The organism is Microbacterium sp. NPDC080220 (assembly GCF_040686395.1).
GTDB lineage: Bacteria > Actinomycetota > Actinomycetes > Actinomycetales > Microbacteriaceae > Microbacterium > Microbacterium gawkjiense.
This window is the reverse complement of sequence record NZ_JBFBOP010000005.1, coordinates 48,429-70,600: the sequence shown is the minus strand read 5'-3', so window position 1 is coordinate 70,600 and position 22,172 is coordinate 48,429. Positions and strand designations below refer to the sequence as shown.

The 22,172-nt window shown below is 70.0% G+C and carries 20 protein-coding genes; 5 read left to right on the top strand and 15 right to left on the bottom strand.

The window, feature by feature from the left end:
* Positions 1–150 precede the first annotated feature (150 nt).
* Together AB0P29_RS09405 and AB0P29_RS09400 are read right to left on the bottom strand one after the other, a co-directional pair.
* Positions 151–1,158 carry a response regulator gene (locus AB0P29_RS09405; protein ID WP_363379652.1) on the bottom strand — a complete coding sequence of 336 codons (1,008 nt, stop codon included), beginning with the start codon at positions 1,156–1,158 and terminating at the stop codon, positions 151–153.
* A 103-nt stretch (positions 1,159–1,261) separates the two neighbouring features.
* Positions 1,262–2,272, bottom strand: coding sequence for a glycoside hydrolase family 6 protein (locus AB0P29_RS09400; RefSeq protein WP_363379508.1), 1,011 nt, complete (start codon positions 2,270–2,272; stop codon positions 1,262–1,264).
* Between the two features lie 31 nt (positions 2,273–2,303).
* Between AB0P29_RS09400 and AB0P29_RS09395 the strand changes: the two genes are divergently transcribed.
* Entirely contained in the window at positions 2,304–2,999 is a 696-nt protein-coding gene (locus AB0P29_RS09395; protein WP_253035290.1) for an endonuclease/exonuclease/phosphatase family protein, read from the top strand.
* Positions 3,000–3,001: 2 nt separating this feature from the next.
* Here AB0P29_RS09395 and AB0P29_RS09390 read toward each other — a convergent pair whose 3' ends face one another.
* The 6 genes from AB0P29_RS09390 to AB0P29_RS09365 all read right to left on the bottom strand — a co-directional run bounded on the left by AB0P29_RS09390 (position 3,002) and on the right by AB0P29_RS09365 (position 11,564).
* Complete coding sequence (locus AB0P29_RS09390) at positions 3,002–3,559, bottom strand: cell wall protein (protein WP_311289726.1); 558 nt, start codon at positions 3,557–3,559, stop codon at positions 3,002–3,004.
* Between the two features lie 94 nt (positions 3,560–3,653).
* Complete coding sequence (locus AB0P29_RS09385; protein ID WP_363379506.1) at positions 3,654–5,450, bottom strand: DUF4012 domain-containing protein; 1,797 nt, start codon at positions 5,448–5,450, stop codon at positions 3,654–3,656.
* A gap of 37 nt (positions 5,451–5,487) precedes the next feature.
* Complete coding sequence (locus AB0P29_RS09380; protein WP_363379505.1) at positions 5,488–6,618, bottom strand: hypothetical protein; 1,131 nt, start codon at positions 6,616–6,618, stop codon at positions 5,488–5,490.
* Positions 6,615–8,252 carry an ATP-binding protein gene (locus AB0P29_RS09375; RefSeq protein ID WP_363379504.1) on the bottom strand — a complete coding sequence of 546 codons (1,638 nt, stop codon included), beginning with the start codon at positions 8,250–8,252 and terminating at the stop codon, positions 6,615–6,617. Before AB0P29_RS09375 ends, AB0P29_RS09380 begins: the two co-directional genes overlap by 4 nt.
* Before the next feature lie 45 nt (positions 8,253–8,297).
* Positions 8,298–9,758, bottom strand: a complete 1,461-nt coding sequence (locus AB0P29_RS09370) for a sugar transferase (RefSeq protein ID WP_363379650.1) — start codon at positions 9,756–9,758, stop codon at positions 8,298–8,300.
* Positions 9,759–9,902: 144 nt separating this feature from the next.
* Positions 9,903–11,564: a HAMP domain-containing sensor histidine kinase gene (locus tag AB0P29_RS09365; RefSeq protein ID WP_363379503.1), complete on the bottom strand. Its 1,662-nt coding sequence runs from the start codon at positions 11,562–11,564 to the stop codon at positions 9,903–9,905.
* A gap of 101 nt (positions 11,565–11,665) precedes the next feature.
* Between AB0P29_RS09365 and AB0P29_RS09360 the strand changes: the two genes are divergently transcribed.
* The gene (locus tag AB0P29_RS09360; RefSeq protein WP_253035297.1) at positions 11,666–12,031 is read left to right on the top strand and encodes a response regulator; all 366 of its coding nucleotides are present in this window, start codon (positions 11,666–11,668) and stop codon (positions 12,029–12,031) included.
* A gap of 4 nt (positions 12,032–12,035) precedes the next feature.
* Here AB0P29_RS09360 and AB0P29_RS09355 read toward each other — a convergent pair whose 3' ends face one another.
* The 3 genes from AB0P29_RS09355 to AB0P29_RS09345 are packed head-to-tail and all read right to left on the bottom strand — an operon-like array spanning position 12,036 to position 16,189.
* Positions 12,036–13,754: a hypothetical protein gene (locus tag AB0P29_RS09355; protein WP_363379501.1), complete on the bottom strand. Its 1,719-nt coding sequence runs from the start codon at positions 13,752–13,754 to the stop codon at positions 12,036–12,038.
* Positions 13,755–13,783: 29 nt separating this feature from the next.
* Complete coding sequence (locus AB0P29_RS09350; RefSeq protein WP_363379500.1) at positions 13,784–14,671, bottom strand: hypothetical protein; 888 nt, start codon at positions 14,669–14,671, stop codon at positions 13,784–13,786.
* A 3-nt stretch (positions 14,672–14,674) separates the two neighbouring features.
* Positions 14,675–16,189, bottom strand: coding sequence for a polysaccharide biosynthesis tyrosine autokinase (locus AB0P29_RS09345; RefSeq protein ID WP_363379499.1), 1,515 nt, complete (start codon positions 16,187–16,189; stop codon positions 14,675–14,677).
* 116 nt (positions 16,190–16,305) lie between these two features.
* Between AB0P29_RS09345 and AB0P29_RS09340 the strand changes: the two genes are divergently transcribed.
* A complete protein-coding gene (locus AB0P29_RS09340; RefSeq protein WP_311289718.1) occupies positions 16,306–16,791 on the top strand; it encodes a DUF4916 domain-containing protein in 486 nt (161 codons plus the stop codon).
* Here AB0P29_RS09340 and AB0P29_RS09335 read toward each other — a convergent pair.
* Genes AB0P29_RS09335 through AB0P29_RS09320 form a run of 4 tightly spaced genes read right to left on the bottom strand, consistent with a single transcriptional unit; the run spans position 16,779 to position 20,377 of the window.
* Entirely contained in the window at positions 16,779–17,063 is a 285-nt protein-coding gene (locus AB0P29_RS09335) for a Dabb family protein (RefSeq protein ID WP_363379498.1), read from the bottom strand. The two genes, AB0P29_RS09340 and AB0P29_RS09335, sit on opposite strands and share 13 nt — an antisense overlap.
* A gap of 4 nt (positions 17,064–17,067) precedes the next feature.
* Complete coding sequence (locus tag AB0P29_RS09330; RefSeq protein WP_363379497.1) at positions 17,068–18,090, bottom strand: GDP-L-fucose synthase; 1,023 nt, start codon at positions 18,088–18,090, stop codon at positions 17,068–17,070.
* The gene (gmd, locus tag AB0P29_RS09325) at positions 18,048–19,076 is read right to left on the bottom strand and encodes a GDP-mannose 4,6-dehydratase (protein WP_363379496.1); all 1,029 of its coding nucleotides are present in this window, start codon (positions 19,074–19,076) and stop codon (positions 18,048–18,050) included. The genes AB0P29_RS09330 and gmd overlap by 43 nt, the downstream gene beginning before the upstream one ends.
* Positions 19,077–19,105: 29 nt before the next feature.
* The gene (locus AB0P29_RS09320) at positions 19,106–20,377 is read right to left on the bottom strand and encodes a glycosyltransferase family 4 protein (protein ID WP_363379495.1); all 1,272 of its coding nucleotides are present in this window, start codon (positions 20,375–20,377) and stop codon (positions 19,106–19,108) included.
* A gap of 52 nt (positions 20,378–20,429) precedes the next feature.
* Here AB0P29_RS09320 and AB0P29_RS09315 point away from each other — a divergent pair, with 52 nt between their 5' ends.
* On the top strand, positions 20,430–21,026 hold the full coding sequence (locus AB0P29_RS09315; protein ID WP_363379494.1) for an acetyltransferase: 597 nt from the start codon (positions 20,430–20,432) through the stop codon (positions 21,024–21,026).
* A 2-nt stretch (positions 21,027–21,028) separates the two neighbouring features.
* Entirely contained in the window at positions 21,029–22,171 is a 1,143-nt protein-coding gene (locus AB0P29_RS09310) for a glycosyltransferase (RefSeq protein ID WP_363379493.1), read from the top strand.
* The last annotated feature ends 1 nt before the right edge of the window (position 22,172 follow it).

Here is a 22,172-nt window from a genome sequence, read left to right as displayed (position 1 = left end):
GATGTCCGAGCCCCGGCATCCGGTCTGCGCCGATTCACGATCGGCGTACCGACTCACCACTCGCGTGCCGACTCACCACTCAGATGCGCGCCGTCGGGTGGTGACTCGGCAGCGGGGTGGTGATTCGGCGAAAGGATGCCGGGGCGAGGGTCAGGCGCCGGCGACCGTTTCGGAGGTGAGGCGGTAGCCGACACCCCGGACGGTCTCGATGTACCGGGGGTTGTTCGGGTTGTCGCCGAGCTTGCGGCGCAGGTTCGTCATGTGCGCCTCGATCGCGCGCTTGTCGGCCTCGCCGACGAAGTAGCTCGTCACGTACGACTCGCCGCGCAGCACGAGCGTGAGGTCGGCCTTGCTGCGCACGCGACGCTTGGATTCCATGAGCGTCGACAGCAGGTCGAACTCCGTGCGGGTGAGCGTCAGCTCGCGCCCCGCGACGAGGACGACCCGGTGCTCGGCGTGCACGGCGAGGTCGCGGTGCACGGTCCAACCGGGTCCGCCCACGGGCGGGACAGCGGATGCCGGGGCCACCGCGTTGCCGGGCTGCGCGACCGGCGGCTGGCCGCCGGGCTGCGGCATGCCCGGGTGGGGCGCACCCTGCTGCGGAACGCCCTGCGGCGGCAGGACCACCGCACCGCCCTGCGGCGGCTGCTCGCTGTACACGGGCGTCATGATGCGCTCGTCGAACACGGGGGAGGTGGGCACGGCGTCGTACTGCGGCACGGCGGGTCGTGCGCCCGGGAACGACGGACCGGTCGCCTCCTGCCGCGGCGCGGCGGCGACGGCCGTGCCGGTGGCGCGCGGGCGGCGCAGCAGCGACTCGACGCGCGCACGCAGTTCGCGCGGGCGGAACGGCTTCACGACGTACTCGTCGGCGCCGGCACCGAGTCCGAGGACGACGTCCGCCTCTTCTTCGAGGCCGGTGATCATGATGATGTAGGTGTCGCTCTGCGCACGGATGCGGCGGGCCGCCTCGAACCCGTCGATGCCCGGCATGTTGACGTCGAGGGTCGTGATGAGCGGCTGATACGAGAGCACGGCGCGGACGCCGTCAATGCCGTTGCCGACCGAGACGGTCGAGAAGCCAGCGGCCTCGAGGACCTCGACGATGAGATGACGGATGTCGGGATCGTCCTCGACGATGACCGCCGTCTTATGCATCGACATCGAATCACTCATCGATGTAGCCCCCCGAATCGCGTGTGAAAGTCGGTCCTCATGCTACACAGGCGGCAGGCGCCGCCTCGCGCGGCCGCGGAGGCGCTCACCGGACGTCCCGCGTCAGCTCGACGCCGGCTTCGGGCCAGTAGACACCGGCCGCCGGTCCGCCGTTGCACTCGCCGTCGCTCTCGCCCGGCGGTTTGATCCAGAGGTTCGTGTCGACGACGGTGTCGTGGAAGGTGCCGCCCGGCTCGCCGACCAGCTGACCCGGCGGGTTGCACCATTCGCCGCCCGAGGTGGCCGCGCCGCTGCGGGAGGTGTCGACGACGGCGTGCGCTCCGCCGAGGAGCGACGACAGCGACGCCGCGTAGGCGAACTCGTCGGCGGGGGACTGGTAGTTCGAGACGTTCGTCACGAAGCCGCGCACCCGGTCGATGACACCGGTCTGCCGGATGAGGTCGGCCATCTTCTGCGGCGGCAGCCAGTTGCTGTGCCCGCCGTCGATGTAGATCCAGGTGTTCGGCGACGTGATCAGGTCGACCGCCGTGCTGAGCTGGCGCGCGCGATCGGCGATGTTGCCGCACTCCTCCGACAGGGCGATGCTGTCGGGCTCGAGCGCGACGATCTTCTGCACGTCGGGCGCGGTTTCGAGGGCCGAGCCGATCTCGCGCAGCCAGACCGGGTAGTCCTGCTCGGACAGGCCGCCGGCGGAGTGGTTGCCGCAGTCGCGCCCGGGCAGCCCGTAGACCACCAGTGCGACGGAGCGTCCCTGATCGCGCGCCTGGGAGATGAGGTCGAGCACGGTCCCGCCGGCGGTCCCGATGGGGTCCTGCTCGGGGGTCAGCCAGTAGGCGGTGGGCTGCGCGGCGAGGTAGTCGGCGGCATCCTTCTGCTCACCGGAGAGCTCGCGCGCGGCTGCGGCGGCCTTCGCCTGGGTCGGCGCGATGACCGTCGTCCCCATCTCGGGGGCGCGCGCCGTGAGGGCGTGGAATCCGCGGGTCACGGCGCCTCCGATGACGCCCACGAGCACGAGGACCACGACGAGTCCCAGCACGATGCCCAGGGGGACGAGTACGCGGGCCGGCGGCATCCGCAGCTTCTTCCTGGGAGCCACTCTTGAACTCTAGTCATAGGCTGATACTCCGATGATCAGTGTCGTCTCGTACAACCTGCGCAAGCACGCCGCGGCGGGCGAACTCACCGAACTGGTGAGCCGCTACGACGTCGACGTGCTGTGTCTGCAAGAGGTGGACACGACCGACATGCCCGAGCGCATCGGCGGCCTCGTCCTCGCCGATGCCACCCGCTCCAATCGATTGGGCCTGGCGATCTACTACCGCGAGAACGGGTTCCGCGCCGGTGCGAGCCGCACCTTCTCGCTCAAGAAGTCGTTGCACGACATCGTCCTCAAGCCCGCCGACGAGCGGATGCTGGGGCTCCACCTGCGTGACATCGATCACGGCACCGAGTTCATCGTCGCGTCCTTCCACGCGGCACCGCTCACCGCGCTCAACTCGCTGCGTCGTCATCAGATCCGGGCGGCGCTGCGCGAGCTGTCGACGCTCGGCAAGGGCGCGCCGATCCTCATGGTCGGCGACTTCAACTACCCGGTGTTCAAGGAGAACCTGGGGCAGGTCATCCGCGAGAGCGGATACGAGCTGAGTCTCAGCGATGCGCGCACGTACACGCGGTACAAGTTCTTCAAGGGTTACTACGACTTCGCGACCTCGAGCGGGTTCGAGATCCAGCAGGTGCGGACGCTGCCGCAGGGCGCGAGCGACCACCTGCCGATCCTGGTGACGGCTGAGCCGATCGCGCGGGCGAAGCCCGACGTCGCCTGACCTCAGTCGTCGATCCGGTCTCGTCGGCGACGCAGACCCGCGGCGACGAGGATGACGGCACCCGCGGCGACGAGGGCGCCGGCGCCGATCCACAGGCCCGTGAGCTGGGTGCCGTCGAAGCCCGCCCGCACGAGCGGGTCGGTGCTCTGACTGGTGTCGATGACGGCGCTGGCGGTGCCGCCGGCCGACGTCGCCGAGACGGCAGCGATGTTGTAGACCCCGCGGGCGTCCGAAGGCAGGGTGATGCGGACGGTGGGCAGCGCCCCGCTCGCGTCGGACTCGTAGACGGCGCTCGCCGTCGAGACGGCCATGCGCACCATCGCGAAGGTCGCGCCGGCGCCGTTCTCGCCCGTGACGGTGACCGTGACGGTCTCGTTCGGGCCGAACGTGGTGTCGTCGCACGAGAAGCTGACCGTGTCGCCCGGGCCGGCACCGGCGGCATCCGACTGGCAGGCGTCGACCGGCGGGTAGATCGTCGAGGCGTGAGCGGCGACGGGCGCGCCGACGGCCAGTGTCGCGAAGACGGTGGTCGTGAGGAGGGCGCGGGGGAGACGGCGCATGGATGCTGCTTTCAGGCCGGGTACTCACCTGAGTGTAACTGAGGCCGCCCGACCTGCGGTTTCCGTCGTGTGACGATTCGGGGTGCCGGCCGGGTCAGCCGAGGACCGCGCCGTCGGCGGGGTCGCACGACGCGCGCACGATCGGCGAGAGATCGGCGTCGGCGGTGGGGGTGACCCATGCCTCGGCGTCACGGATGTCGGTGTCGGCGGTGACCTCGATCGTCACCGTCTGCGTGTCGCCGGGCTTCAGGTCGACCGAGTACGACAGCACCTGACGGCCGCCGACCATGCCGCCGCCGAACCCGCTCTCCGTTGTGATCTCGGAGGAAGCGACCTCGAAGCCCTCGGGCAGGTAGACCTCGCCGACGACGCGGGCGATCCCGGGCGGGACGCCGTTGGCACCGCCGCCCGTGATGTATTCGGGGAACGAGGTGGCGGCGTCGGCGGGGGCGTTCGAGGTCAGCGTGACCTGCACGGTGAGGGTGCGCGGAGTGGCGCCGACCCCGCATCCGGTGATGGCGAGGTTCACGTCGGGCGTGACGTAGTAGTCCATCTTCGAGCCGGTGCCGTCGTTGAGGTACACGCCGAATCGCGCGGTGTCGTCGTCGTTCGTCGGGGGAGCCCCTGCGAGCGTCGTGCCGGCGAGGACGTCGGCGTCCGCCGGGACCGCGCTCCAGAGGTACAGGCGGTGCTCGGAACCGGCGCGGGACAGCGCGCGCAAAAGCGCACCGGCGTCCACGTCGCCGCTCGTCAGCGCCGAGAAGACCGCGCCCGCCGCTGCCGAGAACACGAGGTCCTGCTGGTCGGCGTCGGGGTAGTCGAGGTAGACGTCGTTGAGCAGGAACTGTGCGGCGCTGGCGCTTGTCAACGTCACGCCCGTCGGCAGGTCGACGGGGCCCGTCGCCTCGAGCAGGTACGACAGGGCGACGGGGTCGATGGAGATGACGCCGTCGACGGGCACGTCCTCGCGCGCCGCGAACTCCTTCGCCAACTCGGCGGTGAGCCGGAAATCGGGCACCTGCGTGATGTTCTGCAGGAAGCGCCCCGGTTTGGCCTGGTAGATGGAGGCGTACTCACCCAGGTCGAGGATCGACTCGGGGTACTGCGTCGTCGCGCGGGCCTGGATCTGCTCGCCGAGCGCGAGGCGTCCGTCGTCGGCGCGCACCGGGGTCATCGAGCCGACGATGCCGCCGAGGGTGCGCCATTCGGCGTTGTTCTGCACGAGCAGAAGGTGGTTTCGCGCGCCCTCGGCGCCGAGCATCGACGGCAGCAGCGTGCTGGCACGCGCGAGGGCGTCGGTCCCCGCGGCGACCTGCGAGAGGGCATCGCCCAGCTGGTCGACGGCGTCGGCGATGGGGGCGACGAGGGGGGTGCGGTCGATCGCCGCCACGTCGTCACGAGCGGATGCCGCGACCCCCGCGGCATCCGTGGCCGGATCCGCGAGCGCCGCGAACGCCGACGTGTCGATGCGGCCGTCGACGGGAACGAACGCCTCGGCGCCGAACCCGACGGCGACGGAGGCGATGGGGCGGGCGGTGCCGGTGACGACGTCGTCGACCGCCGCGGCGACGTCGGCGACCGCGGCGAGCTGCGGGCCGATCCAGGCCACGCCCTCGGCGCCCTGCCAGAGGGGGTCGGAGGTCAGCTCCCGCGCGGCGGAGGTGTGGCGCGCGATCTCGTCGATCGTCTCACCCGCGGCGCTCAGGTCGCCGAGGTCCGACGCGATCTCGGGCGCCCGCTTCTGCGCGCTCGAGAGGTGGTCGTAGGCGAGGTACCCGCGCACCGCGATCCACCCCAGAGCGAAGAGGACGAACAGGAGCGCGAGCCCGAGGACCCACACGACGACGCGCCCCGCGGTGCGGGCGGCAGGGGGCAGGAAGGTCTCGGGCATCGGCATGATCCTACGGGGGTCGGCCGACCGCGCCGGATCAGGGGGCGAAGACCGCGCGTTCCCAGCGGTCGCCGCCCGAGACCTGCGCGTGCGCGGCGGCCTCGCTTGCCGCCGCGCGCAGGCGGTCGAGGTCCCAGTCCGCGAGGGGCGCGGCAGCCACGCCGATGCTCGCCGACAGTCGGACGGGCACGGCCTGCTGGTCCGTGAACGTGCCGATCCGCTCGAGGAGCTGCGACATGAGTCCCCTCACGGCGGTGTCGGGACGCGGCAGCAGAACGAGGACCTGAGTTCGTGACACGGCGTGCAGGTCGGCCTCGGGCGGCATCACGTCGCGGATGTCGTTCGCGAAGCGAGTGGTCACGCGCTGAAAAACCCGGCCGCTCGATGCCTCGAGCAGCTCACCCGGATCGTCGAGGCGGATGTCGAGAAGGGACCACCAGTGGTCGTCGGCGGCTCTCGCGCGGGCGAGGCGGTCGCGCGCGATCGTCGAGAAGTCTGGTGTCTGCTGCGGATCCGCGCTCTGCGAGCCGCGACGCACGAGATAGAGAAGCGTGACCAGCGCGCACACGAGATACAGCAGGGCGACGAGCTCGTTGAGCGCGTAGAGCCCGGACATGTCCGCCTCGGTCTGCCCACCCTGTCCGTTCACCCACCGGATGATGCCGTCGATGCCCACGAGGAGCGCGAGCCCGACGAATCCGACCGACGCGACGAGCAGCGGAAGAGACATCTCCAGCTCCGGCCGGCGCAGGCGGACGAGTTCCGACACGGCCAGTCCCGATACGACGGCCCCCACAGCGAAGGCGACGCGGAAGACCAACCCGTAGACATCCGTCTCCGCGGTGAGACCCAGCGCCACGGTCAACACGCTGAAGACGGTGATCGTGGGGATCAGCATGATCGGTTCACGCCCCCGACGGGCTCGCAGTCCGACCCACACGAAGGCGGAGGCGCACAGGATCGGGCCGTGCGCGGCGGCGCGCAGGAAGCTCGAGTCGAGCTGGTCGGCGACGACGAGCAGGTAGCAGCTCAGCATGGCGAGGGCGAAGCCCGACGACCAGATCGCCGCCGCGCGGCCCGGGAACGGGAGGAAGCCCAGCCCGATCATCATGATCGTGCAGGCGGTCGCGATCGCGACGAGCGCGATGGTCACATCGACCTGCGTCATGACTCGACCCCCTCATCACGATCCGCGGCGGGCAGTCGGACCGTGACGGTCGTCCCGCGGCCGAGGGCGCTCTCCACCGCGATGCTACCCCCGTGGGCCTCGACGATGTCGCGGGCGATGCCCATGCCCAGCCCCGTGCCCGACACTGAGCCCTCCTGCGCGTTCTGCGCCCGGAAGTACGGGGTGAACACGCGCTCGACGTCCTCGGGCGTCATGCCGATGCCCTCGTCGGCGATCGAGACGGCGACCCAGCCGTCGTCGTCGAGCGCCGCCGCGACGCGCAGGGTGCCGCGGTCGCTGTACTTGATCGCGTTGCTCATGATGTTGTCGACGACCTGGCGCAGCCGGAACTCGTCGCCCTCGACGTGGAGGGGACCCGCGACGACGGATTCGATGGCGAGGGCCGAGGCGGATGCCGCGGGCTCGAACGCCTCGATCGAGGCCTCGACGAGCGCGGCGGCGTCGAACCTCGCGTGGTCCTCCGCGGCATCCGTCGACTGCGAGAGGAGGCCCTGGATGAGGGTGAGCATGCGCTCGCTCGCCGATTCGATGACGTCGAGGTGGTCGCGCTGCCCGGGGGTGAGGTTCGAGCCCTCGAGGAGCAGGTCGGCGTGGCCGAGGATCACCGTCAGCGGGTTGCGCAGCTCGTGCGCGACGACGCGGGTGACGTGGGGCCGCTCGCGCTGGGCCTCGGCGACGGCGGTGAGGTCGGCGAGCTCGATGACGACCGTCTGCTGGCCGAGGGAGTTGGGGGCGGCGTCGCGGATCGACAGTCCGAGCGCACGCCAGGTGCCGCTGCGGTCGAAGAGCCAGAGCCGCTCGTTCTCGACCAGCTCGCCTCGCACGGCGCGGGCGACGGTCGTCTCGGTGGGGCTGAGCGCCCGCCCGCGATAGTCGGAGTACTCGACGGCGCCGCCGACGGGGAAGCGCAGGTCCTGCGTGTCGAGGGAGTACAGGGCGCGGTACGCGGCGTTCGCCGAGACGATCTCGCCGCCGGGCGTGACCCGCGCCAGCGCGACCGAGATGGAGTCGAACACGGCATTGACCCGCTGCTCGGTGGCCTGGACCCGGTCGACCGTGGCGGCCAGGCGGCGCGCCTGGTTGCGGGCGAGGACCCGGAACGCGCGGATGCGGCGGGCGCCGCTGGCGACCGTGATGGCGAGGAATGCCAGCGCCAGCAGGATGATCAACAGCTCGACGATCACGTCGGGCGAGAAGCCCCAGTGCGACGGGTCGGCGAGGCTCATGACCGCGACGGCGCAGATGGCGAGGACGATCTCGGCCGACCCGTAGTAGGTCGCGATCCAGGCGATCGGGAACACCCACAGGTAGCCGAGGCTCGGTTCGCTGAGGGTGAGGAACCCGATCGCGACGATGTCGACCAGCGGGAGGACGAAGGCGGCGTGCCGAGGTATGCGGGCCCACGGGGTGACCAGGGTCGCCATCGAGCAGATGACGATGACGAAGATCCCGACGAGGAAGCCCGGGCTCGCGAGCAGTCCGACGTTGAGGACGCCGACGACCAGCGTGATCGCGACGACGCTGAAGGTGAAGATGAGCTGCCACTGCCACACGGATCTCACACGCGTGCCGATGAGCTGACTGTCTGCCCAGCGGCTTTCGGTTGTCGGCATCAGTTGGCTCCGTCGCCAGTGTATCCACGCGCAGAGCGCGCAGCGTCAGAAGGCGGTGTCGCCGGGGGCGAGCGCGGCTCGTGCGGTCTTGAAGAGGATGACGACGTCGCCGACGAGCGTCCAGTTCTCGACGTACGACAGGTCGAGCCGCACCGACTCCTCCCAGGACAGCGAGGAACGGCCGCTGACCTGCCACAGTCCGGTGATGCCGGGCTTGACGAGGAACCGCCGGTGGACGTGATCGGCGTAGAGCTCCACCTCGCGCGGCAGCGGCGGGCGGGGGCCGACGAGCGACATCGATCCGCCGATGACGTTGAACAGCTGGGGCAGCTCGTCGAGGCTGAGCCGCCGCATGATGCGACCGATGGGGGTGACCCGGGGGTCGTTCTTCATCTTGAAGAGGACGGTGTTGCCGGCATCCCGTTCCTGCTCGAGGAGGGCGTCGAGACGCTGCTCGGCGTCGACCACCATCGAGCGGAACTTCAGCATCGTGAACTCGCGGCCGCCGTGGCCGACGCGCGTCTGGCGGAAGAGGATCGGGCCGGGGCTGGACAGCCGGATCGATGCGGCGAGGAACAACAGGACCGGGCTGATGAGCGCCACGCCGAGCGACGCCGCGCTCACGTCGAGGATGCGCTTGGCGACACGCTGACCGCCGCTGAAGCGCGGCGTCTCGACGTGCAGCAGGGGCAGGCCGGCGACGGGGCGGCTGCTGATGCGGGGGCCGGCGATGTCGGCGATGCCGGGGGCGATCACGAGGTGCTGCCTGCCCGCCTCGAGGCTCCACGAGATCTGCTTCACCTTGTCGGCGGGCAGTTCGTCGGTGCTGGTCACGACGACGGTGTCGGCGTTCGTGACCTCCATCGCGCTGCTGAGGGCCGAGATCGACCCGATGATCGGGATGTCGGTGCCCTCGACAGTGTCGGCGACCGCCGCACCCGGGATGCAGGCGCCGACGACGTGGTACCCCGCGCTCGGGGTGCGGACGAGCTCGTTCGCGATGTCGACGACCGACTGCCGCGACCCGACCAGCAGGACGCGCGCCGAGAAGTCGCCCGTGCGGCGCTGGGCGATGAGCCACTGCCGCCAGAGCCACCGTTCGAAGAGAAGGACGAGGATGCCGAGGGGCAGACTGATGAGCAGGAAGCCGCGCGCGACCTCGATCTGCGTCAGGAACGCGACGATCGCGATGACTCCGAAGAGGGTGACGCTCGACCGGGCGATCCGCGCATACTCGGCCGAGCCGGCGCCGATCACCCGGTGATCGCGGGTGTCGGCGAGGCTGAGGGTCAGCATCCACACCAGGATGAGCCCGGTCGAGAAGGTCCAGTACGAGATCTCGCCCGCCACCCTGCCGTCGCGGATGGCGATCTCTGCGGCGCCGAGGCCGAACCAGGCGATCTGGGTGCCGTAGACCACCCAGATCAGAGCGAGGAGGTCGCTGACCCACAGGCGCCGCGCGTAGATGCGACGCCACGGTGCGGAGAAGGGGGCCGTCGCCGTCACCGGCGCGCGCCCGCTCTGTTCGTCCCTCGTCTCGGTCACCGTCGTGCTCGCCACATTCCCCCCAGGATGAGAGGGCTCTCACCTTCTCTCATAGGGCACCGTACCAGCGACCTGTAACACGGGTGTGTCGAGGATGTCATCGGTCTACACCGCGGGCGCGGCGGGAAGGCGCAGTGTCGCCCGCACACCCCGCCCCGGCGTCGAGACCAGCGTGACGTCGCCGTTGTTGCGGCGGGCAAGATCGCGCGCGTTGGCGAGCCCGAGGCCCAGGCCGCTGGCGGTGCGCCCCTCGGCTTCGCGGCCGCGGAAGAACCGTTCGAAGGCGCTCGCGAGGGTCTCGGGCGACATGCCCGGTCCGTCGTCGGCGACGACGATCGCGATGTCGTCGCCGTCACGGCGGGCCTCGACCCAGACGGTGCCGGCCTCGGCGAAGGTGACCGCGTTCGAGACGAGACTCCAGAGCGCCCGCCGCGCGTCGGGCTCGGCCGCCCAGACGTGCAGGCCGCTCGGCGTCGTCACGAGGTCGGTGCCGCGGGCGACGGCCTCGGGGCGGTGGGCGTCGCACACCTCGAGGATGAGGTCGTCGACCGGGAGGCGGGTGGGCTCGCCGCCCGAGGCGGCCTGGGTCAGTCCGTCGAGCAGGCCTGCCAGGCGGGCGGCCCCGCGCCGGATCGCCTCGACCCAGCCGCGCTGGTCGCCCGACAGCGGGGAGTCGGTCAGCAGGTCGGCATAGCCGAGCACGTTGGTCACAGGGGTGCGCAATTCGTGGCTCGCCGCGGTGACGAAGTCCTCGCGCTGGCGTTCGAGGTCGAGCTGCTGCGTCATCGCGGCCGCGCGCGCCCGCTCGGCGGCGGCGATGTCCTCGGCGGCCCGGACGGCGAGGGCGGCGTTGGTGCGCCCCTCGAAACGGGCGATCGAGACGAGCACGGTGAAGACGCCGATCGCGCTCATGAACACGACGAGGGTCACGGCGGCATCCCGCGACTCGACGGTGCCGAGCCCGCTCCTGCCCCCGGCGGTGAGGGTGAGAAGGAGGACCGCGATCGAGGTGAGCAGCGCCGACCAGGTGGCGACGCGGACCGGGAAGCGCAGGCACGCAACCGCGATCGCCGCGAAGGTGAGGAACGACAGGTGTGCGAGGCCGGGCGGGCCGAAGGTGAGGATGACGCTGGCTCCCACGGCCGCGGCGTGCACCACGAGTTCGAGAGGACGAGCGCGCTCCTCGCGGCCGGCGGGGAGGATCGCGAGGCTCCCGATCAGGATCATGGCCGAGCTGTGCGAGGCGAAGATGACGATCGAGGTGGGGAAGAAGTCATCCCGGAGGAGCAGGACGTTGGTCGCGGCGATCCCGACGCTCGCGACGGCGGCGCCCCCGAGCACGGCCGCGACGAACCCCGTCGCCCGCGACAGGGTGTCGAGCCGGAATCCGGTGCCGCGCCGGGTGAGGAGCGCGGTGACGAGCAGCACCTCGAGGGTGTTGAAGAAGGCGTACAGCAGCCACAGCTCCCAGGAGCGGCCGGCGATCGCGTTGGCGGTGGCGGTGAGGGCGAAGATCAGCGCCAACACGATCCAGCGCCGTTCGGGCGCGACACGCAGCGCGAAGGCGAGCGACAGACCGGCGGCCGGCCACCAGATGGCGATCGGCAGGCCGTTCGCCTGCAGTCGAACGCCGACCAGGGCGAGCAGCAGGATGCCGGCCGACGTGAGGGCCCACCACAGGATGCGGCGGCCCGGGGCGAGGTCCGGGGCGAGACCTGCGGCGCGGCCGCGCGGCGGCGCGCCCTGCTCGCCCCCGCTCCTCGTCACGCGTACACCGTACAGTCGGCGGTGTTCCGGTGGATACGGCGGTGTAATGTCTGCTGCATCGCCGACGTTCGGGGTCGGCGTCGATGACGCGAGGTGAGCGCGTGGCACACGTGCTGGTGGTGGAGGACGACGTCGATGTCGCGTCGTTGCTGCAGCAGGTGCTTGCGCGCGTCGGTCACGAGGTCTCGGTCGCCCACGACGGCGGCGCCGGGCTCGATGCGGCGCATGCGCGGCATCCCGATGTCGTCATCCTCGACTGGATGATGCCGATCAAGACGGGCATCGAGGTGTGCTCCGAGCTGCGGGCGGACCCGGGGTTCGCCGACACCCGCATCCTCATGCTCACCGCCCGGTCGTCGCCGCAGGACGTCTCGCGCGCGAAAGCGGCCGGGGTCGACGACTACGTCGTCAAACCGTTCACCCCGCGTCAGCTGCGGGAGCGGGTCGAGAACCTGCTCGCCGGCTGAGTCGTCAGTCGGCGGGCACCACGAGCTCGCGCTCGAGCACGACCTGGTCGCCGACCTGCCGCAGCGCCGTGCCCGCCTCACGGGTGCCGAGCCCCGCCGGGACGGCGAGGGTGAGGGCGCGGGGGGAGAGGATGCCGGGGCTCGAGACCTGCACGCGCAGCCGGTCGCCCGCGCGGGTGAGCTCGACGGCGGCTTCGCGCGCGCCGGAGTGCTTGACGGCGTTCACGAGGGCCTCATTGACCATGCGGTTGGCCTCTTCGCCGACGCCGGGACGGTCGAGGGCGGCGCGCGCGTCGTCGGCGATGCCGACGCGGACGTCCATCACGACCGACCAGGCCTCGACGAGGTCCTCGATGGTCTCCTCGTCGACGGCGGTGGCTCCCGTGCGCAGGTCGTGGAGGATCTCGTCGGTCTGGGCGCGGAAGGCGGCGAGCGTCGCCTCGTCGGCGGGGTTCTCGTCGACGTGCGCGGCGAGGATGACGCACCGGCTCTGCAGGCGGCCGTGCAGCAGGTCGCTCCCTCGACGCAGCGGTGCCCGTGCGGTGTCGACGGCGGTGGCGAGGGTGCGGGCCGCGGTGCGAAGGACGGCGGTGGCGCGTGCCTCCTCGGCGCGGGCCCGTCGGTACGAGTCGACGGAGATGGCGATGGCGCTCGCGGCGAGCGGCAGGCCGAGCAGCGGGACGAGCCCGAGCGCGCCGACGTCGGGCAGGAGTGTGTAGGTCAGCCACATGATGCCCACGCCCGCGAGGGCCCACACGGCGAGGAACACGAGACCGCGGGGTGTCGCGGGCAGGCGGCGCGCGCGACGGGTGACGGCGCCCGCGGCGAGGTCGAGGGCGGCGCTCGCCGCCAGGGCCGCGGCGGCCACGGACGGCCCGCCGTGGGCGAGGCCGAAGGGGAGGGTCGCGGCGACATAGGTCAGTCCGACGGTGAGGGGCGGCGTCGCGCTCAGTCGCGCGAGGAGCGGCACACCGCGGGGGACGTCGGTCGGGGTGAAATCGGGCTGGTCGTCGGTCGGCCACTGCGTGAGTTCGTCGAGACGGTGGCTGGCCGACCGCACGCGGGTGGAGTAGTCGCGCACCGCGTCGTAGTCGACCGTGCCGGCGAGGAGGCGGTCGCGGTGCCGCGCGAGGTCGTCGGCCATCTGCGCGAGGATGCCCGAAACCCTCGTCCGCAGGTGGGCGGCCTCGGCCGTGCCCCCGCGCATGAGGGCGCTCGCCTGGCGCAGTCGTCGGGTCGTGGCCCGCAACTGTCGGTGGTAGGTCACGGCGACGGCGCAGACCGTGAAGAGGATGCCGGTGGTCACGATGTTCGTGGTGATCCGCGCCGTCCAGTTGCCGCCGGTGGTCAGGCCGAAGAGGCCCGCGCTGATGGCGTCGTTGAGGAAGGGGCGGATCGCCGAGAGGGCGACCAGGGTTGCGATGACGACGGCGACCCGCTCGGCGGCGGACTTCGCGAGCCGGCGTTCGGTGTAGGCGGCGACGAGGCCGAGGAGGGCGAGCGGCACCCAGCCGATCGCGGCGACCGCGACGCCGCGCAGGTAGCCGTCGAAGGAGGGGATCCCGACGCTCGGCACGCTGAGGAACGTGCCGATGACGAACGACATGAGCAGCGACCAACGGGTGAAGTACTCACCGCTCGCGAACGGGGCCGACAGGACGGCGACGGCGAGGTCGGTGCGGCGGCGCCACTTCGACGGCACTCCTGTCCTCACGGCCTGCACAGGGGCAGCGTAGCGGCAGTCCGGTGTTCTCAGCGCGGGACGGTGGTCAGGTCGTCGCCGGTCCAGAGCAGGACCGCGTCGGGGGTGAGCGCGAGGGCTGCTGGGGTCGCGGCATCCGCTGTCACACAGGCGAGCGGGTCGGTGTCGGAGGTCAGCGAGGTGAGAAGCAGGCCGTCGCAGTCCGGGGTGCGGGTCGCGGCGATGATCTCGCCGTCGAGGGTGTCGAGGGCGACGACGTCGGTTCCGATCGCGGTCGTCTCGCCGTCGGCGGTGGCGTAGGCGGTGCCGTCGCAGAGGAAGGCGACCGTGCCGGCGGAGGATCGCAGACCCCACGGCTCGGCGCAGGGGGCGGCGAGGGTGTCGCCGTCGATGACGACGTCGGCGCCGACGAGGTAGTCGGAGCGCGCGAGCACGTCGTCGTAGGGCGACCAGAACGCGCCGTCGGTGAAGGTGCGCAGGGCCTGGGTCTCGCAGTCCTCGCCGACGTCGGCGACGGCGGTCGCCTGGGTGTCGGCGACGGACCGTAGGGTGCGCACCTGGGCGATGTCGCGGTACAGCGGGGTCTCGTCGGTCCAGGTCTCGCCGTCGTCTCCCGATCGCTCGATGACGGGCGCCTCGCCCCCGCACACGCCGGCGGTCGCGCGCCAGAGCACGTCGGTTCCGGCGGCGAGGTAGCGCTCGCCCGCGGCGGGTGCCGTCACCGCCGGCGGGGCGCTCGCCGTCGGAGACGGGGTGGCGACAGGGGCGGATGCCGCGGGCACGGATGCCGCGGGGCGTGCGACGCGCTCGGGATCCACTCCTTGCGTGCGCTGCAGAGCGAGCACGACCAGGCCGCCGACGCCCGCCGTCAGGGCGACGACGAGGACGGCGACGACGACGGAGGGCAGGCCTCGGCGGACCGGGGACCGGCGGGCCATGGGTCAGCGGACGGCGGTGTCGCCGGCGTCACGCGCTTCGCGTCGCGTGTCGAAACCGATCTCGCCGATGGCGGGAGCGGTGTCGGGGACGACGGCGACGGGAGCCTTGCGCTTGCGGCCGCGGGCGGCCTTGGGCTGCTCCTGCGTGTAGCCGTACCCGCCGTACCCATAGCCGTACCCGTAGCCGTACCCGTTGTAGTACGAGTCCGGACCACGAGTGGGCACCATGGACATGACGAACCCGGCGACCTTCGCGCCGACCGTGTGGAGCGCCTCGACGGCGCCTTCGAGCTGGTGGCGGGTCACCTTGCCGGCCGAGGCGACGAGGATCGCGCCGCTCGTGCTGCGGGCGAGGATGGCGGCATCCGTCACGGGCAGCAGCGGGGGAGCGTCGCAGAGGACGACGTCGAAGTCGCGCTCGAGGACGTCGAGGAGGGTGCCCATCTGGTTCGAGCCGAGCAGTTCGCTCGGGTTCGGCGGGATCTTGCCCGCAGGCAGCACGAACATGCTGCGGCCGCCCCACGGGAGCATGACGTCGCCGACCCGGGCGCGTCCGATGAGCACGTCGGTGAGGCCGACGCCGCCCTCGATCCCGAGGTACTCGGCGACTTTGGGCTTGCGCAGGTCGGTGTCGAGGAGCGCGACCTTCTTGCCGGCATCCGCCAGGGCGATCGCGAGGTTGATCGTCGTGGTCGACTTGCCCTCGCTGGGGACGGAGCTCGTGATGACGAAGCTCGACCGGCCGCCCATGTCGAGGAACTGCAGGTTGGTGCGCAGGGCGCGGAACGACTCGGCGCGGGGGCTGAGCGGGTCGGCGTGCACGATGAGCGGACGCTCCTTGGCCTTCGCGTCGAACGCGATCGCGCCGAGCGAGGGGGAGGAGGTGATCTGCTCGGCGTCGCGCGGCGTGCGCACCTTGTTGTCGAGGACGGTGCGCAGCACCGCGATGCCGATGCCGAGTGCCAGCCCGACGAGGGCGCCGAGGGCGAGGTTCAGCGGGACGTTCGGGCTGGCCGGCGAGAGTGCCGGCTGCGCGTCGCTGACGCGGGTGAGGCGGATGGGACTTCCGCCCTCCTCGATCTGCGGCTCGATCTCGGGCACGACGGTCGAAAGGCTCGCGGCGATCTGGTTCGCGAGGTCGGCCGCAGCGACGGGGTCGGGGTCGGAGACCGTGATCGTGATGATCGTGGTGTTGAGCGCCGACGAGGCGCTGACCTTCTCGGCGAGGGACTCGGCCGTGACGCCGAGGTCGAGCTCGGCGATGACCGGGTTGAGCACGATCGGGGTCTTCACCAGTCCGACGTACGTGTTGATGCGGGTCTGCGCGAAGTTGGCGCCCTGCTGGATGTCGGATGCCGTGCCGCCGGTCTGCGTCGAGACGGCGACGCTGCTCGACGACTCATATATAGGAGTGCGGGTCAGCGAGTACGCCGCCGCCGCCCCGAGTCCTACGAGCGTCAGCACGACGATGATGAGCCAGTTCTTGCGGAGGACGCGGATGTAGTCGCTGAGCTCCATGGTGCCTCTCGTGCCCATGCCCGGTCGGGCGTCCGATCAATTCGGCTCAGTCTGCCACAGGGGTGTGTCGGGCACGTGACGCGGTGGAGTCCGCACGGCTGCGCCAAGATCGTCGAGTGACGTATCTGCCGGACGATGTTTACGCGCTCATCGAGAAATCCGTGCCGATCCTGTGTGTCGACTTCTTTCCCTTCGAGGTCGCGCCCGAGGGCGGTGAACGGGTGGGGTTGATCCTGCGGCACTCGCCATTCGGCGACGTGTGGTGTCACCTCGGCGGTCGTGTGCATCGTGGTGAGTCGCTGCGTGCCGCGGTCGATCGGCACGCCCGCGACACTCTCGGCGTGTCTGTCGAACTCCCGTGTGATCAGCCGGACTACGTCTACCAGTGGTTCCCCGCTGACATCGCGCCGACCGACGGCACGGCGCACGGCGACGACCCGCGCAAGCACTCCGTCGGGCTGACGTACCTGACGCGGCTGGCCGGTGTCCCGACGCCGCGGAACGAAGCGCTGGACTTCCGCTTCTTCCCGGTAGACGCGCTGCCCTCGCCGATGTGGCCGGGTTCCGCCGATCTCCTCGAGCGAGTGCTTCAGGCGCGGTAGTCGCCGATCCACCAGTCCGAGATCTCGGACATCCGGGCGGCGACGTCGCGGTGACGCGGGTCTTCGCGGAACGCCGCGAACGCGGCCTCATCGGCGAACGTCGCTTCTTCGATCAGGATGCGACCCTTCCGCTCATCGAGCGACCGGGCGATGCGCCAGTCCTCGACGCACGGCAGCTCGGCCAGCGATCCCAGGGCGTCGACCGCGCGCGCCACGTCGTGCTCTTCGACGTGGTCGTGGATGCGGAAGAGCACGACGTGGCGGTACGCCATCGGACTACTCGCGGATCGTGTCGACGTGGTCGCGGTACCAGGCGACGGTGCGTTCGAGGCCTTCTTGCAGGCTGATCTTCGCGGTCCAGCCGGCTTCGGCGAGCTTGGAGACGTCAAGGAGTTTCTGCGGGGTGCCATCGGGCTTGGTCGTGTCCCATTCGGTGACGCCGGTGAACCCGGTGACGTCCGCGATGGTCTCGGCGATCTCGCGGATGGTGAAGTCTGTACCGGTGCCGACGTTGACCTGGTCGGGTCCGTCGTAGTGCTCCATGAGGTGCAGCACCGCGTCGGCCATGTCGTCGGAGTGCAGGAACTCGCGTCGGGGCGTGCCGGTGCCCCAGTTGGTGACGGCGGGGGCGCCGGTCTTCGCGGCGTCGTCGTACCGGCGGATAAGCGCGGGGAGGACGTGCGAGCCCTTCGGGGAGAAGTTGTCGTTGGGCCCGTACAGGTTGGTGGGCATGGCGCTGATCCACGGCAGTCCGTACTGGCGGCGGACGGCTTGGGTGTGGAGGATGCCGGCGATCTTCGCGATCGCGTACGCGTCGTTGGTGGGTTCGAGGTGCCCGGTGAGGAGGGAGTCCTCACGGATGGGTTGTTCGGCGAACTTCGGGTAGATGCAGGAGGAGCCGAGGAACGCGACCCGTTCGACGTCGTTCGCGAGGGCCGCGTCGAGCACGTTGGTCTGGATCCGCATGTTGTCGGAGAGGAAGTCGACCGGGTACGTGCTGTTGGCGAGGATCCCACCGACCTTCGCGGCGGCGAGCACGATGTAGCGGGGTTTGATGTCGGCCATGTACGCGAACACGTCGTCCCGGTTCTTCAGGTCGAGCTCCGCGGAGCTTTTCCCGACGACGTGCGTGAATCCTTCGGCTTCGAGCTTGCGGACGATCGCCGATCCGACGAGCCCGCGGTGCCCGGCGACGTAGAACGTCGCGTCCCGGTCGAGCTCGCCGGGGGTGTAGGTGACGCCGTCGGTGGCGGTGGTCACTTGGTTCCCCACGAGGCGAGCTTCACGGTGTCGATCCATTCCGGACCCTTTTCGAGTGCTTCCACGTCGGCGTCAACCATCAGCTTGGCGAGTTCCTTCCCGTCGATGGTCGGAACCCAGCCGAGCTTGTCGGCCGCCTTCGACGGGTCGCCGATGAGCGCGTCGACCTCGGTGGGGCGCAGGTACCGCTCGTCGAACTTCACGAACTCCTGCCAGTCGAGCCCGACGTGGCCGAAGGAGGTCTCGAGGAAGTCCTTGATCGTGTACCCGACGCCGGTGCCGAGCACGAAGTCCTCCGGCTCGTCGACCTGCAGCATCCGCCACATCCCCTCCACGTACTCGGCGGCGTACCCCCAGTCGCGGATCGAATCGAGGTTGCCCAGGTACAGGTCCTTCTGCACACCCGCCTTGATGCGGGCGACGGCGCGGGTGATCTTGCGGGTCACGAACGTCTCACCACGGCGGGGGGATTCGTGGTTGAACAGGATCCCGTTCACGGCGAACATGTCGTACGCCTCGCGGTAGTTCTTCACGATCCAGTACGAGTAGAGCTTCGCGACGCCGTACGGGGAGCGCGGGTAGAACGGGGTGTCCTCACCCTGCGGGGGAGGGGTCGCACCGAACAGTTCCGAGGTGGATGCCTGATAGAACCGCGTCTTGATGCCCGACAACCGCACCGCCTCGAGCAGGCGGATCGTGCCGGTGCCGGTGGTGTCGGCGGTGTGCTCGGGCTCATCGAACGAGACACGCACGTGCGACTGCGCGGCGAGGTTGTACACCTCGTCCGGGTTGATCTCACTCATCAGCGTGACCATGCGGGCGCCGTCGCTGAGGTCGCCGTAGTGCAGGAACAGCTTCGCGTTCGGGTCGTGCGGGTCGACGTAGAGGTGGTTGATGCGGTGCGTGTTGAAGGTCGACGCGCGACGGATCAACCCGTGCACTTCGTACCCCTTCGACAGCAGCAGTTCGGCGAGGTACGAACCATCCTGGCCGGTGATACCGGTGATGAGAGCGCGCTTGGTCACGGTGTTTCCCCCTGGGCTAGGTGAGGTCGTCAACTCGCCGACGCGAGGGTACGCGGCGACCGCGCACGGTCCCCATCGATGAGCGTTTCGAGAAGAGTAGCGAACGATTCGATCGCGAATGTTTCGTCGAGCACCGTCTCGCGATACCGCTTGCCGTTAGCGCCGAGCTGGTCGGCGCGGGCGTGATCGCGGCCGAGGTCGAGGCTCGCGTCGAGCAGTGCCTTGGGGCTGGCGGCGGGGACGACGACGCCGGCACCGGCGGAGCGCACCTCGTCGGCGGTGATGCCTTTGGCGTCGGTGGCCGCGATGACGGGGCGTCCGCTCGAGAAATAGGACGTGAGTTTGCTCGGCACCGCCATCTCGCTGACGCCGGGGTACTCGTTGACGAGCAGGATGTCGGCGGCGGCCAGGGCTGCGGAGAACTCGGCGTCGGGCAGTGGGTCGATGAACTGCAGGGTGGGGATGCCGTCGCCGAGGGCGCGCAGGCGGTCGCGTTCGCCGCCGCCGCCCATGAGCACGAAGCGCACGTTCTCGCCGCGTTCGGCCGCGAGTCGGGCGGCGTCGACGACGTTGCCGAGGCCTTGTTTGATGCCCATGTTGCCGGCGTGGAGCACGACCACCTCGTCACCCCAGCCGCGGGCGGCTCGTGCGGCGGCGCGATCGATGGGCGGGGTGGGGGCGAGGTGCGTCCAGTTGCGTACGACGTGGATGCGTTCGCGGGGGATGTCGAAGTCGTCGCTCACGCGGTCGGCGAATCGGTCGTGGATGACGACGACGCGATCTGCCTTCGACAGCAGCCACTTCTCGGTCAGCTGGATGATGCGGCTGCTCAGGCCGCCGGCTTGGCCGGTCTCGCGCAGGCCGAGCCAGTAGAGGTCCTGCACCCAGACGATGAGGGGGGTCTGGCGGTGGAACACCTTGAGGCGGAGGGCCGCCAGGGCTGACGAGAAGAGGGCGGGGGAGACGGCGATGACGGCGTCGGGCTGCCGGAGCGGTGCCGCGAGGAGCCTCGCTCCGAAGCTGAGTTCGGAGAGCAGGCGGCGGATGCCGCTGGGCTTGCGCGGCACGTAATGACGCAGGCGCAGGACGTCGGCGCCGTCGAGATGTTCGCTCCGCGACCACTGCCCGTAACCTGGCGACACACGCCACTCCGGATAATGAGGATGCGTCGTGACCACGTGAGTCCGGTATCCCCGCCTCGTCAGGCCGCGCGTCATCGCACCGGTGTAGGGGGAGATCCCGGTCGGCTCGGGAGGGTAATTGACTCCCACTACAGTGACAGCGGGGGCGAGACGCGACATGTTCATGACCCTAGCCGCGCGACGGTTTCGATCTGGTTTCAGAAGGTGGACGATGTCTGACATCCCGGTGATCGACCTCTCGAAAGCCCCCGGCGAGCGAGCGGCCTGGGACCGACCGGCGTGGGTCGTCTACCTCTGGGCAGTGTGCGAGCTGCTGTTCGTGACCAACCCGTGGCAGATCTCGTCAGGACTCCGAGTGCGGATTCTGCGGGCTTTCGGAGCGCAGATCGGTGCCGATGTCGTCTTCCGACCGCGGACGCGCGTGAAGTTCCCGTGGAAACTGGAGGTCGGTGACCGAAGCTGGATTGGTGAAGGCGTGTGGTTCCACAACCAGGACCGGATCTCCGTGGGGCACGACGTCGTGATTTCGCAGGAAACCTTCCTCACGACCGGGAGCCACGCCCACCGGCGGGACATGGCGCTGATCACCCGCCCGATTGTTATTGAGGCTGGCGTGTGGCTGACGTCGCGGTGCATTGTCCTCGGGGGCACTCGAGTTGGGCGATCCGCTGTTGTATCCCCCGGATCAGTGATCCGGGGGATACTCGCGGCTGGTGGTCTGTTCGGCGGTAACCCGGTCCGTGACCTCGGATGGCGATTCCCATCCGCTCCGAACGTGGCCAGGGAATCGATGGGCTACCAATCGTGAGGGTGCTGCAGGTCGTCGCTCATTACTCTCTTGACCGTCGGTACGGGGGTCCGACAACGGTCGCAGTCGCGCAGAGCCAGGCGCTCACAGAGCGGGGAATTCATGTAACGTTCGCGGCGGCATGCGACGACTCGGCCGGCGTGGAAGCAGAGCCCTCGCTCCGAGACGTCACCACGCATCTGTTCCCTGCGCGCTACCTGTTGGGGCGGCAGAAGTTTGCCGGCCTGTGGGCGCCGTCTTTGGTCAGGTGGGTTCGATCGAACTCAGGTTCCTACGATGCCGTACACGTTCACATTGCCCGCGACCTCACTACTCTCCCAGCCGCCCGCGTCGTGAGCAGCTCGACACGTCTGGTACTACAACCCCACGGTATGCTTACCGCTCGACGTGGGCCGATCCACAAGGCGATCGACCAGCTCTCGACCCGCCACGTCTTCGAGCAGGCAAACCTCGCGATCGCGCTTTCGGAGGAGGAACGGCGAGACCTCGAAGGGCTCAGCTCCGGCACCCCGGTCACGGTGATCCCGAACGCATTTGTACCCAACGAAGGGTCGGGCGGCGACACTGTTCGCGACGACAGGAAGGTGCTCTTCCTCGCTCGACTCAACTCGCGTAAGCGGCCCATAGTGTTCGCTGAAGCGGCGCGAACGCTCTTGGAGCGAAAGCCCGAGCTCAGGTTCGAAATCGCTGGACCTGACGAGGGAGAAGGCGTAGCTATCCGGCATGCGAGAGGCGCCAGCAGGGGAGCCATTTCAGTGACCGGAGCTGTTGCCGCTAAAGACGTGCCACGGCGGATGAGGTCTGCCGCGCTGTACGTGTTGCCGTCAATGAATGAGCCGTTCGGGATGACCATACTGGAGGCGCTGGCAAGCGGGACTCCGGTGATCTTGGATAAGAGTTCCGTGATCGGGGGGGAACTCGTTCAGCGCGGGTTAGCGCGGCTCTTTGACGGCTCGGCGCAGGACCTTGCGTACGTAATCGAAGCCGCGCTGTCGGATCTGAGTTTCCGGGAGCGGGCAGCGCATGACGGACCCACGTACGTTGCAAGCCGGTTCGGGCCCGGGCCAATGGTCGAGAGATTGCTGTCGGCGTATCGGCGGGAAGGGAAGTCCGAGATGGCCTCCGAAGACGGGGGAACGACCTGAA